13 protein-coding genes are annotated in these 14,584 nt (G+C 62.9%); 9 read left to right on the top strand and 4 right to left on the bottom strand.

The genetic code is table 11. The features are described from left to right. Window positions 1-88 precede the first annotated feature (88 nt). The 4 genes from FAZ97_RS21565 to FAZ97_RS21550 all read left to right on the top strand — a co-directional run bounded on the left by FAZ97_RS21565 (window position 89) and on the right by FAZ97_RS21550 (window position 3,924). Window positions 89-763 (top strand): histidine phosphatase family protein, encoded by a 675-nt coding sequence (locus FAZ97_RS21565; RefSeq protein WP_158760438.1) that lies wholly within the window; start codon window positions 89-91, stop codon window positions 761-763. A gap of 22 nt (window positions 764-785) precedes the next feature. Then, window positions 786-1,805, top strand: coding sequence for a phosphotransferase (locus FAZ97_RS21560; protein ID WP_158760437.1), 1,020 nt, complete (start codon window positions 786-788; stop codon window positions 1,803-1,805). A 46-nt stretch (window positions 1,806-1,851) separates the two neighbouring features. Further along, window positions 1,852-2,616 (top strand): SDR family oxidoreductase, encoded by a 765-nt coding sequence (locus tag FAZ97_RS21555; RefSeq protein ID WP_158760436.1) that lies wholly within the window; start codon window positions 1,852-1,854, stop codon window positions 2,614-2,616. A 69-nt stretch (window positions 2,617-2,685) separates the two neighbouring features. Further along, a complete protein-coding gene (locus tag FAZ97_RS21550) occupies window positions 2,686-3,924 on the top strand; it encodes an acyl-CoA dehydrogenase family protein (protein WP_158760435.1) in 1,239 nt (412 codons plus the stop codon). A gap of 7 nt (window positions 3,925-3,931) precedes the next feature. On the opposite strand, the gene FAZ97_RS21545 is transcribed toward FAZ97_RS21550, so the two are convergent. Continuing rightward, window positions 3,932-4,633, bottom strand: a complete 702-nt coding sequence (locus FAZ97_RS21545) for a TetR/AcrR family transcriptional regulator (protein WP_158760434.1) — start codon at window positions 4,631-4,633, stop codon at window positions 3,932-3,934. A gap of 63 nt (window positions 4,634-4,696) precedes the next feature. Between FAZ97_RS21545 and FAZ97_RS21540 the strand changes: the two genes are divergently transcribed. From FAZ97_RS21540 to FAZ97_RS21530, 3 genes are all read left to right on the top strand, one after another. Continuing rightward, on the top strand, window positions 4,697-6,826 hold the full coding sequence (locus FAZ97_RS21540; protein WP_158760433.1) for an alpha/beta hydrolase fold domain-containing protein: 2,130 nt from the start codon (window positions 4,697-4,699) through the stop codon (window positions 6,824-6,826). Between the two features lie 66 nt (window positions 6,827-6,892). Beyond that, window positions 6,893-8,560 (top strand): long-chain-fatty-acid--CoA ligase, encoded by a 1,668-nt coding sequence (locus FAZ97_RS21535; protein WP_233271728.1) that lies wholly within the window; start codon window positions 6,893-6,895, stop codon window positions 8,558-8,560. Window positions 8,561-8,856: 296 nt separating this feature from the next. Next, window positions 8,857-9,987: a porin gene (locus tag FAZ97_RS21530; protein WP_158760431.1), complete on the top strand. Its 1,131-nt coding sequence runs from the start codon at window positions 8,857-8,859 to the stop codon at window positions 9,985-9,987. A gap of 48 nt (window positions 9,988-10,035) precedes the next feature. Here FAZ97_RS21530 and FAZ97_RS21525 read toward each other — a convergent pair whose 3' ends face one another. The 3 genes from FAZ97_RS21525 to FAZ97_RS21515 all read right to left on the bottom strand — a co-directional run bounded on the left by FAZ97_RS21525 (window position 10,036) and on the right by FAZ97_RS21515 (window position 12,161). Further along, entirely contained in the window at window positions 10,036-10,731 is a 696-nt protein-coding gene (locus tag FAZ97_RS21525; RefSeq protein ID WP_233271727.1) for a Crp/Fnr family transcriptional regulator, read from the bottom strand. A gap of 137 nt (window positions 10,732-10,868) precedes the next feature. Further along, window positions 10,869-11,675 (bottom strand): acetoacetate decarboxylase family protein, encoded by an 807-nt coding sequence (locus FAZ97_RS21520; RefSeq protein WP_158760430.1) that lies wholly within the window; start codon window positions 11,673-11,675, stop codon window positions 10,869-10,871. Window positions 11,676-11,738: 63 nt separating this feature from the next. After that, window positions 11,739-12,161 (bottom strand): tautomerase family protein, encoded by a 423-nt coding sequence (locus tag FAZ97_RS21515; protein ID WP_158760429.1) that lies wholly within the window; start codon window positions 12,159-12,161, stop codon window positions 11,739-11,741. Window positions 12,162-12,434: 273 nt separating this feature from the next. Here FAZ97_RS21515 and FAZ97_RS21510 point away from each other — a divergent pair, with 273 nt between their 5' ends. Together FAZ97_RS21510 and FAZ97_RS21505 are read left to right on the top strand one after the other, a co-directional pair. Beyond that, on the top strand, window positions 12,435-14,081 hold the full coding sequence (locus FAZ97_RS21510; RefSeq protein WP_158760428.1) for a fatty acid--CoA ligase: 1,647 nt from the start codon (window positions 12,435-12,437) through the stop codon (window positions 14,079-14,081). A 13-nt stretch (window positions 14,082-14,094) separates the two neighbouring features. After that, window positions 14,095-14,559 carry a MaoC family dehydratase gene (locus tag FAZ97_RS21505; protein ID WP_158760427.1) on the top strand — a complete coding sequence of 155 codons (465 nt, stop codon included), beginning with the start codon at window positions 14,095-14,097 and terminating at the stop codon, window positions 14,557-14,559. Window positions 14,560-14,584: the final 25 nt, after the last annotated feature.

Genomic DNA, 14,584 nt, shown 5'->3' with positions numbered 1-14,584 from the left:
GAATCGTTATGCCGCAGTATCACAAGAATAAACTTCCTGAATAGTCCGCGCCTCGGTATCGTTGCAGTCATGTTCAAGCGAGGTTGGCATGGCGGAACTCTTTCTGGTACGGCATGGGCAGGCGTCTTTCGGCGCTGAAAACTATGACGAGCTTTCATCGGCTGGCGCCACCCAGTCGCGCTGGCTGGGCGAATACTGCGCACAGGCGGGCCTGACGTTCGATCGCGTGGTCACCGGCACGATGCGGCGGCACGCGCAAACGGCCGACGCGCTGCTCACGGCGATGGGCGGCGCGCCCGTTGAGATCGTGCAGGACGCGGATCTGAACGAGTACGATTTTGGGGCCCTCTTTGCCGCGCTCGGCGAGAGCGGTCTCGCGCCCGGCCTGCAGGCCGCAGGCTCGAAGAAGGACTTCTACAAGGGGCTCAAGCAGGTCCTGCAGCTTTGGTCCGAGGATAAGCTGCCCGGCCGCGTCCCCGAGACCTGGGGACAGTTCCAGGTGCGCGTAGAGCGCGCGCGTCTTGCCATTCAACGCTCGGGCGGCAAGCGAGTTCTGGTGGTGAGTTCGGGCGGCCCGATTTCCGTCTTCACCCAGCAGGTTCTGCAGGCGCCCGCCGCGGCCGCCATCGCGCTCAACATGCAGATCCGCAACAGCAGCGTGAGCCAGTACGTTTTCAACGACAGCGCGATGTCGCTGGTCACCTTCAACACCTTGCCGCATCTCGATCAGGCCGAGCGGCGCGATTTCGTCACCTATGGCTGATTCGAATCCGGATACCCGCTCCATGATGAATGCAAGTCTTCAGTTCGATGTCGATGCGCTCACGCGCTACCTGGCCGCGCACGTGCCAGGGTTTCAGGGGCCCATGACCGTCGAGAAGTTCGCTGGCGGACAGTCGAACCCCACGTTTCTGCTCGAAGCGCAAAGCGGCCGCTATGTGCTGCGGCGTCAACCGCCGGGCGAACTGCTCAAGTCGGCTCATGCGGTGGACCGCGAATTCCGCGTGCTGAGCGCGCTGGGAAACACGCCGGTTCCCGTTGCGCGGGCCTTGCATCTGTGCGAGGACCGCGACGTGATCGGCAGCCTGTTCTATGTGATGAGCTTCGAAGATGGCGAAATCTACTGGGACCCGTCCTTGCCCGCGTTGGCCGCGGGAGAACGCGGCGCCATTTACGACGCGTTGATCGGCACGATGGCGGCCTTGCACGATGTGGATGTCGAGGCCGTCGGCCTTGCCGACTATGGCCGCGCGGGCAACTACTTCTCGCGCCAGATCGACGTGTGGACGAAACAATATCGCGCGGCGCAAACCGACAAACTCGACGCCATGGAATCGCTGATCGACTGGCTGCCCGCGCACTGTCCGGCCGAAGCGGGCAAGGCGGCTCTCGTGCATGGCGACTTTCGCATCGACAACCTGATTTTCCACCGTGGCACGCCGAAAGTTCGCGCCGTGCTCGACTGGGAACTCTCGACGCTCGGCAATCCGCTCGCCGACCTCGCGTACTTCTGCATGTGCCTGCGGCTTCCGCCTAAAGGCCATATCGGCGGTCTCGCGGGGCTGGACAGAGCCGCGCTTGGCGTGCCGGACGAGGCCGCGATTGTCGAGCGGTATTGCCGCTTGCGGGGGATTGCCTCGATCGATCACTGGAACTTTTACCTTGCGTTCAGCTTCTTCCGGCTCGCCGCCATCGCGCAGGGCGTGAAAAAGCGTGCGCTGGGCGGCAACGCATCGAATGAGAAGGCGCGCCAGGTCGGCGAAATGGCCGGCTCGCTGGCGAGGATGGGCGTCGACGTCATCTGACGGCAGGCGTTTGACGCGTACGTGCGGATACATTGAGGAGACAGTTGTGACTACTAATTTGTTCGATCTGACCGGCAAGATTGCGTTGGTTACGGGCGCGAGCCGCGGTATTGGCGAGGAAATCGCGAAGCTGCTCGCAGAACAGGGCGCTCATGTGATCGTGTCGAGCCGCAAGCTCGACGACTGCGAGAGCGTGGCGCGCGGGATCAGGGAGGCGGGTGGCAGCGCCGAGGCGTATCCGTGCCATGTGGGGCGTCTCGACGACATTCAGGGCGTGTTCCAGCACATCCGCGCGAAACACGGCCGCCTGGACATCCTCGTGAACAACGCGGCGGCGAATCCGTACTTCGGCCACATTCTCGACACCGATCTTTCGTCCTTCGAAAAAACGGTGGAGGTCAACTTGCGCGGCTACTTCTTCATGTCGGTCGAGGCGGGCAAGCTGATGCGCGAGCACGGCGGCGGCGCGATCGTCAACACGGCATCCGTCAATGCGCTGCAACCTGGCGACAAGCAAGGCATCTATTCGATCACGAAGGCCGCCGTGGTCAACATGACGCGCGCGTTCGCCAAGGAGTGCGGCCCGCTCGGCATTCGCGTGAACGCCTTGCTGCCGGGCCTCACCAAAACGAAATTTGCGGGCGCCCTGTTCGCGGACCAGGGCATCTACGAAAGCTGGATGACGAAGATTCCGCTGCGCCGCCATGCGGAACCTCGCGAGATGGCCGGCACCGTGCTGTATCTCGTCTCCGATGCGGCGAGCTACACCAACGGCGAGTGCATCGTCGTCGACGGCGGCCTGACGATCTGACCATGGGAGCGGCGCGCGTCATTGACGCTCGCGCCGCACGACATACACCTGTATTGAAGGAAGAGCAAAATGGACTTTGCCTATAGCCCGAAAGTCGAAGCGCTGTGCACGCAGGTGCGCGCGTTCATGGACACGCACATCGTGCCGCGCATCCACCAATGGCATGAAGAAGTGAGCGCGGGGCAGTATCCCGTTTCCTTCATGGAGGAACTGAAGGAAAAGGCGCGTGCGGAAGGCCTCTGGAACCTGTTCCTGCCGCATCTGCGCGACGACGAGCCGGGCACGCGCCTGACCAATCTCGAGTACGCGCCCCTCGCCGAAATCATGGGGCGCGTTTCCTGGGCGTCCGAAGTGTTCAACTGCAACGCGCCGGACACGGGCAACATGGAGCTGCTGCACATGTTCGCCACGCCCGCGCAGCGCAATAAGTGGCTCGAGCCGCTGCTCGACGGCAAGATCCGCTCGGCGTTTGCAATGACGGAACCCGCGGTCGCCTCTTCTGACGCGACCAACATCACCACGTCCATTCGCCTCGACGGCGACGAATATGTGATCGATGGCCGCAAGTGGTTCATCACGAACGCCGCGCACCCGAATTGCCAGATCTTCATCGTCATGGGCAAGACGGACCCGGACGCGCCCACGCACCGTCAGCAAAGCATGGTTCTCGTGCCGCGCGACACGCCGGGCGTGACGATCATCCGCAATATCACGGTGGTCAATCACACGGCGCCGGAAGGCCACTGCGAGATCGAATTCAAGAACGTGCGCGTGCCGCGCTCGAATCTGCTCGGCGAAGAGGGCAGCGGCTTCGCGCTCGCCCAGGCGCGCCTCGGGCCGGGACGCATTCACCACTGCATGCGGTCGATCGGCGCCGCCGAACTGGCGCTCGAACTGATGATCGAACGCGCGCAGGCGCGCACGGCGTTCGGCAAGAAGCTCTATGAGCAAGGCACGGTTGGGGAGTGGATCGCGAAGTCGCGCATCGAAATCGATCAGGCGCGGCTCTTCGTGCTGAAGGCGGCCTGGATGATCGACAACGTGGGCGCGAAGGCAGCGCGCAAGGAAATCTCGATGATCAAGGCGCTCGTGCCGAGCGTGCACACCGCCGTGTGCGAGCGGGCGATCCAGACCTTCGGCGCGATGGGCCTGAGCCCCGACACGCCGCTTGCGGACAGCTGGACGTGGGGGCGTGCGTTGAAGTTCGCCGATGGTCCGGACGAGGTGCACCTCCAGAGCATTGCGCGCATGGAGGTCAAGGCGCGGCCCTATGAGCCGGGCCGCGAAAGTCCGTATCTGACGCGCTAACAGGTCGTTAGCGGGCCGTCTCGCGATTGCTTTTGGACTCGCCCAGCAGCGATCGCGTTTCTTCCGAAGGCGCTGCAACGAGCATGCCTTCGAAGGTATCCATCAAGTTCGACACGGCGTAGCCGGGGGCCCAGAGCCGCCCCGGCTCGCCGCTGTCACGGCTTGCCTCCCAGGCGGCCAGCACGGCATTTCCATAGATGCCGACGAGCGACAGCCGGTGATCGACGATCGTCGGATCGATGTCGGGCAGCAGGTCCCGCAGCAGCGCATTGCAGCGCTGATAGCCCGCATTCCACTTGTTTTCCAGCGCCTCGCGCAGGAACGCGCGATCGTTCAACTGCAGGTTGGCGATCATGCGGATATAGGTCGGCTGGCCCGTTCGATCGGCCAGTTCGAGCATCGGAAAGAGCAACGCCCCCAATACCGCGCGCACGCTCAGTGCGCCTTCCGCTTCCAGCTTGTCGAGGCGCGCCTGCCGGTCCTCGTCGATGAGGCGCGCCCCATCCACGACCAGTTCGCGCGCCAGTTCGAGCTTGTTCCCGAAGTAGTAGCGCAGCGAGGCGCTGTTGCGCTGACCCGCCGCCGAAATGATGTCCTGCACGGACACCCCCTCCAGCCCGCGTAGCGCAAACAGCCGCTGCGCCTCCTCTTTCAGGCGCGTTCGCGTCTCGGCGCCGTCCGATCTAAGGGGTTTTCCTGGTGTCGTCATTACTTTACCGTATCGAGATAACTAACTACACTGGGTTAATTAACCCGGTAGGAGAAACTTAGCATGAAAGTCGTAATTGCAGGAGGCGGCATCGGCGGCCTCACCACGGCGCTGGCCTTGTTGCATCAAGGGATCGAGCCGATTGTACTGGAGCGTGCACCGCAGTTGACCGAGGTCGGGGCGGGCGTGCAGATTGCCGCCAACGGCACGATCGTGCTGCGCGCACTGGGGCTCGAACCGGCCATGGCGCGCGTCGCGACGGTGCCGGCAGGCTTCGACTACCTCGAGTTGTCGACGGGCCGGCGCCTCTACTACGCCCCGCTCGGCAAGGAAGCCGAGGCGCGCTATGGGGCGCTGCTCTACAACATTCACCGTGCCGACTTGATCGACCTGCTCGCGAAAGCATTGCCGCCCGGCGTGGTGCGCCTTGGTGCGGAGTGCGAATCGGTTTCGCAGGACGAGGAGAGCGCCTGGGTCACGCTGAAGAACGGCGAGGTGATTCGCGGCGACGTGGTGATCGGAGCGGACGGCATTCATTCGGCTGTCCGCACGGCCTTGCGCGGGCCGGAGGACAAGCAGTTCGCCAATATCCTGATGTGGCGTTCGCTGATCCCGGCCGAGCGCCTTGAAGGGCTGAACCTGCCGGTGGCGGGCAACAACTGGTTTGGCGTGGGCCGCAATATCGTGTCGTACTGGGTTCGCAAGGACCTGTACAGCATTCTCGCGTCCGTGCCGGCAACCGAAGTGAGCCGCGAGTCGTGGACGCAGTCGGGCGACGTCGAGCAACTGCGGCGCTCGTTCGAAGGCTGCGAGCCGACGGTGCAGAAGATGCTGGCGCAGGTGGACAGCACGTTCATCACCGGCATGTACCACCGCGATCCAATCGAAAGCTGGACCACGGGCCGCATCGCACTGCTCGGCGACGCCGCGCACGCGATGGTGCCGTATCTCGCGCAAGGCGCTTGCCAGTCGATCGAGGACGCATGGGTGCTTGCCGCGTGCCTGAAGCGCCACGGCAGCGCCGGTGTGCAGGACGCGCTGCTCGAATACGAGCGGCGTCGCCAGCCGCGCACCAAGCGCATTCAGGCAGGGGCGCGCTACGTGGTCGACTGGGCGCACGAGCCCGACGCGGCGCGCGTGCGTCAGCGCAACGGGCGGCTCAAGGGGCTTTCGCGCATCGATCCGCTGGGCGAGATCTCGTGGTCGTTCGCCTGGGGGCACGACATCATCGCGGCGGCCGAGCTGCCGCCGGGCGACGTGGTGGGCCTGAGCGCGGCGCGTGAAGGCAAGCGCATGGAACGCGCGGAGAGCCAGCGTGCATTTGACCTCTGGAAAGGCGTCTTCACGCCTGACGATGTGGCGCGTGGCGACCGTGGCCAGCATGCCGCATACGAGCGCTTCCTGCTGGGGCAATTCCCCGCACCGGCGAGCACCGAAGTGAAGGAAGTCGATCTCGACGGCGTGCGCTCGCTGCGGGTTTCGGCCGAAGGCGTGGGGAAACGGGCCACCGTACTGCATTTTCATGGCGGCGGTTATGTGCTTGGTTCTGCTAAAAGTTCTGTGGAGTACGCAAGCCGCCTGTCGCACGCCCTGAACGGCCCGTGCTACACGGTCGACTATCGTCTCGCGCCCGAGCATCCGTATCCGGCGGCCGTCGACGACGCGTTCAGCGCGTATCGCGGCCTGCTCGCCGCGGGCGTCGATCCCGCAACGCTCTTTCTGAGCGGCGAGTCGTCCGGCGGCGGTCTCGCGCTGGCGCTGGCGGCTGCGCTGCGCCGCGCGGGCTTGCCGCTTCCGGCCGGCGTGATCGCCATCTGCCCGATGACGGATCTCACGCTGAGCGGGCCTTCCGTGCAAGCAAATTCGGGCGACGACCCAGCCGCGAATCGCGAGACGCTGACCAACCTCGTCGCGGGCTACTTCCAGGGCCACGAACCGACCGACCCGATGGTGTCGCCGCTCTTCGCCGATCTCACGGATCTTCCGCCGGTGTATCTCGCGGCTGTGCACGGCGAAGTGCTGGAAAGCGACACGACGCGTTTTGCCGAGCGCGCGAAAGTCGCCGGCGCGAACGTGACGCTGAAGATGGTGGACGACTCCGTTCACGTCTTCACGCTGTTCCCGTTCCTGCCCGAGACCGCCGAGACGCTCGAAGCGATTGGCCGGTGGAGCCGCAAGCTGCTACCGCAGTGAAGAAAAACTTCCGCGCCGGGCACAGCGCCAGGCGCGGAGGCATCCCGTTTCATGTCTGGAGTTTCTATGACGGCAACATCATTGCGTCAGCTCGCCATACCGCAGACCTCGCTCTACACGAATCTCCAGGTCTGCGCGAATCGTCATCCTGAGAAGGACGCCATTCTGTACTACGGCAGTGCCCTGAGCTACGGGCAATTGCGCGACGAAGTGGAGGCGATGGCCGGATTCCTGCAACAGCATTGCGGGGTCGGCAGGGGCGAGCGCGTCGTGCTCTTTATGCAGAACAGCCCCCAGTTCGTGATCGCGTTCTATGCGGCGCTGCGCGCGGATGCGGTCGTGGTGCCCGTCAATCCGATGAACCGGACCGCCGAGCTGCAACATATCTTCGAAGACAGCGGCGCGCGAGTGGCGTTTGTCGGTGAAGAACTCATGGAGCACGTGCGGCCGCTCATGGCACGCCACCTGGACCATGTCGTTACGGCGCGCTATGCCGACTATTTAGATATGCATACGGATTTGCCGCTGCCCGACATCCTGAGTTCCTCCGAGCCGTGGTACGGCGCGCAGTCGTCCGAAAACGATGCCAGCGTCACCCGCTGGTTCGACGCGCTACTTCATGCGTACGTTGCGCGCGCCCACGAAGCGGGACCCGACGACCTTGCGGTGATCCCGTATACATCCGGCACCACTGGGCACCCCAAAGGGTGCATCCACACGCACCGCAGCGTGATGCATTCGACCGTCGCTTGCGGCGCGTGGCCCGATCTTCCCGGCGAGAGCGTGATGCTGTGCTCCGTGCCGCTATTCCACGTAACGGGCATGCAGAACTGCATGAACATGCCGGTCTTCATCGGCGCGACGATGGTGATCATGACCCGCTGGGACGCAAGGTGCGCAGCCCACCTGATCGAACGCCACCACGTAACCACATGGGTCACGGTGCCGACGATGGTGATCGACCTGCTGAATCTCGCAGACCTGGCGAGCTTCGACCTCGGCTCGATCACCTACCTGAGCGGAGGCGGAGCCGCCATGCCCCAGGTCGTCGCACAGGAGATCGAGAAGCGCTGGGGCATTGCCTACGTGGAAGGCTACGGGCTCACCGAAACGATGGCGGCTACGCATATCAATCCGCGCACGCGCAGCAAGCCGCAATGCATGGGCGTGCCTGTTTTCAGCACCTGGGCGCTCGTAGTCGATCCCGATTCGCTGCTGACGCTCGGAGAAGGCGAGACGGGTGAAATTCTGGTGAGCGGGCCGCAAGTCTTCGATGGCTACTGGAACGCGCCGCAGGCGTCGCGTGACGCGTTCGTCTCGATTGACGGGCGGCGCTATCTGCGCACGGGCGATCTCGGCTATTGCGACCACGAGGGCTATTTCTTCGTGGTCGACCGCCTCAAGCGCATGATCAACGCGTCTGGCTACAAGGTGTGGCCGGCCGAGGTCGAGGCCATGCTGTTCGAACATCCCGCCGTGCAGGAGGCCTGCGTGATCGCGACTCACGATGCGCGCCGTGGCGAATCCGTTAAAGCGGTCATCGTTTTGCGCAGCGGCGCTTACGCGACGCAAGAGGACATTGTCGCGTGGGCGCGCGAACGCATGGCGGCCTACAAGGTTCCGCGCGTGATTGCATTTGCCGACAGCTTGCCGCGCACGGCGAGCGGCAAGGTTCAGTGGCGCGTCTTGCAGGAAGCGGAAAACCAGCGCAAAGGCATACCAGAATCGCAGTGATTCAACTGCAAGATTTCTTGCAATGGGTGCCCGCCCGGAAATGTAAAGTTTCTGACGGTTTAGCGATGCCTTCTCGGGCAACTTATGGTCTTGGGCGTGACGCCTCGAAAAGGCGATTGAAAACGCCCCCGAGACACAACGGAATTTCAGCGGGGAGACCATCCATATCGTCGCGAATCAAGCACGGCGGTTTGATCAATTTAATTCGTAGTACAACATAAACATAAGATTGGAGTCATGGAATGAGGAAGGTAAGGAGATTGCTCGGTAACGCCGTTTCGGCAAGCAGTAACCGGATGCGCAGGAGAGCGCGAGGCCGAACGGCGGGCGTGCTGGCCGGCGCCATCTCAGCGGCTACGCTGTATTCGGCTCCGGCGGCTGCGCAGTCGTCGGTGACGCTCTACGGTCTGGTCGACGCCGGCCTGCGCTATACGACGCACGCGAACCCGGCAGGCGATTCGCAGTTTCAGATGTTGAGTGGCGCAAGCGAGAGCCACTTCGGCATTAAGGGCGCGGAAGACATCGGCGGGGGGACGAAGGTTATCTTCACCCTTGAGAATCGCTTCCTTCCGAACAACGGACAGATGGACCCGGCCTATCCGTTCTTCAATACGGCGTTCGTCGGGCTGCAATCGAGCACGTTCGGCAAGCTGACGATGGGTCGACAAATCAATCCGTTCGCCGACGCGGTGCTGGGCTCGTTCATATCGAACCGCTGGCTGCCGTCGTTCTATCAGTTCCGGCCCGAAGTCATGATGGCCCAGGGCGTATGGACGAGCAACATGGTCAAGTACGCGGTGCGGTACCAATACCTGACCGCCGAGGTCTCGTACGCGTTTGGTGGCCAGGCGGGCCAGTTCGGCGCGGGTAGCCAGATTGGCGCGTCCATTCTATATCTGCCTGCTGCGCCGCTGACCTTTTCCGCCGCCTATCTCGACTCGCGCGACGCCGTGAATGCCTCCCAGCACCTCAAGTCATGGACAGTGGGCGGCTCGTACACGTTCGCCTCCACCACCGTGAATGCAGGCTGGGTGGTCAACCGGCAGGACGCCGGCTTCGTCGGCAATTTCCCCAACGGCCCGTTTTCCGAGCCCGCGCTGACCGCGCTGAAATTCAATACGTTCAGCGCACGAGAGATGTTCTTTGGCGGTGTAAGCCAGCAAATCGGCTTCGCCACGCATCTCTCGGCGAACGTGTGGCGCACGATCCAGACCGGGAAGGCCCAGTCCGGTGACGGCAACGCGACGCAGTTCCAGCTGCTTGCCGACTACAACTGGTCCAAGCGCACGGATACGTACGTCGAAGTGGATTACTCGCTGTACCGGGGCGGCATGATCGGGGCGCAGTTCCAGGGCATTAACGCAGTGAGTTCGGCTTACGGCAGCACCCAGCTTGGCGTGACGGCGGGCTTACGACACCTGTTCTAAACGGGCCCTATGAGCGCCCGCTAATCGAGCGGTCGCTCGAGGACGAAATCATTGGTAATCCTGAAAGGACGAGAGGATGTCTTTCGACAAGATTTCGATTCGCCCATACCGGAGTGTGATCGCGCCTTTTTCCGCCATCGCCTTGAGTTCGAGCGATAGCGTCTGGCGCGTGATGCCCAGCATCATGGCGAGCGTGTCCTGCGAGAGGCTCACGTCCTGGCGGCACTGCGGCGCAAGCGTCACGTCGCCGGAAGCGAGCGAGAGAAGGCGCCGCGCAATGCGCGCACGCGTGGAATGCAGCGTGGCGTCTTCGACCATCCGGTAAAGCCAGTTCATATGCAGCGATTGCAACTCCGCAATCGCGCGCACGAACGCGTGGCTGCGCTGCATCAGTTCCTCGAAGGCTGCGGCCTTCACGACAAAGAGCGTCGAGCGGTCGAGCGCGATGACGTCACGCGGACGCGGTTGCCGGCTCGTCAACGAGGTCTGCCCGAACCAGTTGCCCGGCTCGATCACGGCAAGGATCGCTTCCTTGCCGTCTTCGCGAACCGTAGAGGCCTTGAGCCGGCCGCTCCTGATTCCATAAAAGGCGCTCGGTGCGTCGCCGCGATGGAAAAGGTATTCGCCGGGGCCCAGCGTCATGAGTTCGCTGCTGCCGATCAGCGCCTCCTGTTCTTCGGCGGGCAATGCGCTGAACCATTGGTTTGTCCGCATTTCGTCGGACGTATCGGTCATGAGGGCCATGTGAAGCAGTCAATATGCAGATCAATGTTCGAGCGCGGCGCTGGCCGCATACATGCACCGCATATTATCCGTCGAACGATGGCGTGCCCTCCCTCAAACGGGGGAGGCACGCCGCGGCCCTCATTGTTTTGGTGCGCTTATTTCGTGTTGTCGCTCAGCGTTTTCAGGTCCGTCACGCTATAAGCCATCGAACCGCGAAAGCCTGCACCCACGCGCACAGGCTGGAGATCCGAAATCTCTTCGCCTTCGGCGACCGGGAACGAGAGCTTGCCTTCACCCGTCCACACGCCGGCGATCTGCGCGTTGTCCATGACGGAGAGCACGAGTTCGTTCACGGCCGGCGTTTCATGCTGGCCAGCGGCGAGGCGCGGGAAATAGCGCAGGTTCACGACCGGGCGGCCTGCAATGCTGAGTTTCGAAACGTCTTCAACAGCCTTTTCCAGTTTGACCTCGGCGCGCGCAAGGCGCTGTCCGGCCGCGCTTGCCGTGGCGGCGAAGCGCGTGCCCGCTGCAACAGGGGCGGCGGCCGGGCTCAGCGCCGCGAACGAACGCGTTTGATGCACCTGGCCATAACGCTTCGGGAAGCCTTGAATCAGACCGCGCATCATCGCGGAGTCGTTGTCCACGAAGATGTACGGGCAATACGAAACCGGTTTGCCGTCATGCAGCGCGTCCACGAGGATGAAAAATTCCCGGTACTGATAGCGCGCCGGGTCGAGCATCTCGTCGTTGCTGCCGGTGAATTGCCAGTCGATGAAGAGGGCCGTGGCATGCCCGGGCGAAGCCGGATCGGCAGTCAGACCTTTCGGGAGCACGGCGGCCACCGCCGCGGGATCGGCCCAGAATTCGACGAGGATGAAATCGCCGGAATAGTGCCACGGCGGCGGGGGCGCGATGCTCGAAAGTCCACGGGGCGAGAGGGGAACAGCGTACGGCTTGGTCATGACGACTCCAGAATGATCAGGTTTGCGGCGAGAGAATGACTCTCAGGTTGCCTAACGTTGCGATTAGCTGGCGGCCGAAGCGTTGGGCGAATTGGCAGCGGGAATGGCCGCATTGCGACCCGCGAGCCCGTTACCGGGCGACCAGTTCTCGCTGGCCACTTCGATGATGTTGATGAAGACATCGGCGGGATCGACGCCGAGCGTGGCTTGCAGTTTGCCGACGAGGTGTTCGTAGAAGCGCTTCTTGTCGTCTGCGGTGCGGCCCGCGGTCAGCGTGATCTGGACCAGCAGCAGGTCGGCGCTGCGCTTGAACGGGAACGTCATGTTCACGAGGAAGTTGGCGTCTTCGTGCTCGGTGATCGACATGAAGAAGGCTTCCGGGTGAACGCCGAGCGCTTCGTGCAGCGACTCGTGAATCCCCTTCAGGACTGCGGTGCGAAATGGTGCGGGCCGGCCGGCGCGCATCGAAACATGGGTTATTGGCATGGAAAGCTCCGTTTGGCGATTGCTGCGCCAAATCTTAGGCGTGCATCCGATCACATCCAACAATCGCAGCGAATTGCTGTGATGAGATTTTCAAATCATCGAATCGCTTCCTGTCGAGCCCTCCCGGGGTATTCGCCGCGCTCCCCCATCCGGGGGATATTGCCGGCGTCCCGATGCCGGGATCATTGCTTCAACGGAACGCCGCCACAACCACAACGAGAAACAAGGCACCGGCGTTCATGCGATCCATGTTCAGGAACCCAGGAGATATCGATGTCGGACGACGTGAAGACGGCTCAAGCCAGCAATGCCTACGCTTACCCGCTGCTGATCAAGCAATTGCTGCATACGCCCTTCGCTCAGGCACAGGAGCAGGAGATCGTCTATCGCGGCCAACTGCGCATGAGCTACGCGACCTTGCGTGAGCGCATTGCGCGCCTCGCCAACGGTCTCGCCCAGCTTGGCGTGGAGTACGGCAACACCGTCGCGGTGATGGATTGGGACAGCCACCGTTACCTCGAAAGTTATTTCGCAATCCCGATGATGGGTGCGGTGCTGCAGACCGTGAACGTGCGTCTGTCTCCAGCGGAAATCGCTTATACGATCAACCACGCCGGCGCCGAAGTCCTGTTCGTTCACACCGATTTCATTCCGGTCGTCGAGTCCATCAAGGACCAGCTCGAAACCGTCCGCAAGTTCGTGTGGATCGACGAGCCTGGCAGCGAGGCGCCTGCTCACACCATTGCGTTCTCGAACGAGTACGAGGCGATGCTGGCTGCTGGCAGCACGAGCTACGACTTCCCGGAGTTCGACGAGAACACGCGCGCTACGACGTTCTATACGACCGGCACGACCGGTTTGCCGAAGGGCGTGTACTTCACGCATCGGCAACTGGTGTTGCACACCATCTCGCTTATGGCGGCGCTCGCCGCGCCGATTGCGGGGCAGCGCTTTCATCGCGGCGACGTGTATATGCCGCTCACGCCCATGTTTCATGTCCACGCGTGGGGCATGCCTTATATCGCCACGGTGATGGGCGTGAAGCAGGTCTATCCGGGCCGCTACGTGCCGGAACGCCTCGCGAGACTCATCGAGGACGAGGGCGTGACCTTCTCGCATTGCGTGGGCACGATCCTGCACATGCTGCTCACGTGCGCCGAGGCGAAGGCAACCGACTTCAGCAAGTGGAAAGTGATCATTGGCGGCAGTGCGCTGCCGCAGGGCCTGGCTGCGTCAGCCGTGGCGCGCGGTATCGACGTGTTTGCCGGCTATGGCATGTCCGAAACCTGTCCGGTGCTGAGCCTCGCGCAGTTGCCGGCGGGCGCGGAAAAGCTGGATGCCGGCGAGCAGATTCACTTGCGGTGCAAAACCGGGTTGCCGGTGCCGCTCGTCGATCTTCGTGTGGTGGACGACGAGATGGCCGATCTCGCGCATGACGGGAAATCCACGGGCGAGATCGTTGCGCGTGCACCTTGGCTCACGCAAGGCTACTGGAAGAATCCCGAGGCGAGCGAGCAACTGTGGGCGGGCGGTTATCTGCATACGCAGGACATCGCCAATATCGACGCAACCGGCAACGTGCAGATTACCGACCGCCTGAAAGACGTGATCAAGTCGGGCGGCGAGTGGGTTTCCTCGCTGGAAATCGAAAACCTGATTTCGCAGTACGAAGGCGTTTCGGAAGTCGCCGTTATCGGCATCAAGGATGAGAAGTGGGGAGAACGGCCGGTCGCGCTGGTGGTGCTCAAGGAGGGCGCGGCGGTCACGGAGGAAGACATCAAGCAGCACGTGCTGTCGTTCACGGCATCAGGACGGATCTCGAAGTATGCCGTGCCGCAAATCGTGAAGTTTGTCGAGGCGCTGGCGCGAACGAGCGTCGGCAAGGTCAACAAGAAAGCGCTGCGCGAGCAGATCGCCTGAGGGAGTGGACGCGATGAGTCTGGAAAATTACCGCGTCGAGACGCTCGGCGACTTCGTGGGCCGTGAACTGGGCGTATCGGAATGGGTTCTCGTCGACCAGGAGCGTATCGACGCGTTCGCAGCGTGCACCGGCGACCGGCAGTGGATCCATGTGGATGTGGAGCGTGCGAAGCGCGAGAGCCCTTTCGGCGGGACCATCGCTCACGGCTACCTGACGTTGTCGCTACTGGCGAGCCTCGCGATGGAGATCGGCATCGTCCCCAAGGATGCGGCTGCGGGACTGAACTACGGGCTCGACAAGGTGCGCTTCATGACGCCCGTTAAGGCGGGGGCGCGCGTGCGTAACCGCGTCACGCTCGAGTCGGCGGAGAACAAGGGAGGAGGCCGCGTGCTCGTCAAGACGACGAACACGCTGGAGATCGAGGGCGAAGACAAGCCCGCGTTGGTCGCACAAACCCTCGCGATGCTGATTGCGTGATACGCGACGAAAAGAGACTATTGAG

It is taken from the genome of Paraburkholderia acidiphila (assembly GCF_009789655.1).
Lineage (GTDB): Bacteria > Pseudomonadota > Gammaproteobacteria > Burkholderiales > Burkholderiaceae > Paraburkholderia > Paraburkholderia acidiphila.
The sequence above is the reverse complement of the archived record's forward strand: the minus strand, read 5'-3'. Positions and strand labels throughout refer to the sequence as shown.

Coding starts and splice junctions, on each gene's coding strand:
- FAZ97_RS21525 (WP_233271727.1), bottom strand. CDS start 10,731: ATGGCCCTCATGACCGATACGTCCGACGAAATGCGGACAAACCAATGG.
- FAZ97_RS21515 (WP_158760429.1), bottom strand. CDS start 12,161: ATGCCAATAACCCATGTTTCGATGCGCGCCGGCCGGCCCGCACCATTT.
- FAZ97_RS21510 (WP_158760428.1), top strand. CDS start 12,435: ATGTCGGACGACGTGAAGACGGCTCAAGCCAGCAATGCCTACGCTTAC.
- FAZ97_RS21530 (WP_158760431.1), top strand. CDS start 8,857: ATGCGCAGGAGAGCGCGAGGCCGAACGGCGGGCGTGCTGGCCGGCGCC.
- FAZ97_RS21545 (WP_158760434.1), bottom strand. CDS start 4,633: ATGACGACACCAGGAAAACCCCTTAGATCGGACGGCGCCGAGACGCGA.
- FAZ97_RS21505 (WP_158760427.1), top strand. CDS start 14,095: ATGAGTCTGGAAAATTACCGCGTCGAGACGCTCGGCGACTTCGTGGGC.
- FAZ97_RS21540 (WP_158760433.1), top strand. CDS start 4,697: ATGAAAGTCGTAATTGCAGGAGGCGGCATCGGCGGCCTCACCACGGCG.
- FAZ97_RS21560 (WP_158760437.1), top strand. CDS start 786: ATGATGAATGCAAGTCTTCAGTTCGATGTCGATGCGCTCACGCGCTAC.
- FAZ97_RS21550 (WP_158760435.1), top strand. CDS start 2,686: ATGGACTTTGCCTATAGCCCGAAAGTCGAAGCGCTGTGCACGCAGGTG.
- FAZ97_RS21535 (WP_233271728.1), top strand. CDS start 6,893: ATGACGGCAACATCATTGCGTCAGCTCGCCATACCGCAGACCTCGCTC.
- FAZ97_RS21565 (WP_158760438.1), top strand. CDS start 89: ATGGCGGAACTCTTTCTGGTACGGCATGGGCAGGCGTCTTTCGGCGCT.
- FAZ97_RS21520 (WP_158760430.1), bottom strand. CDS start 11,675: ATGACCAAGCCGTACGCTGTTCCCCTCTCGCCCCGTGGACTTTCGAGC.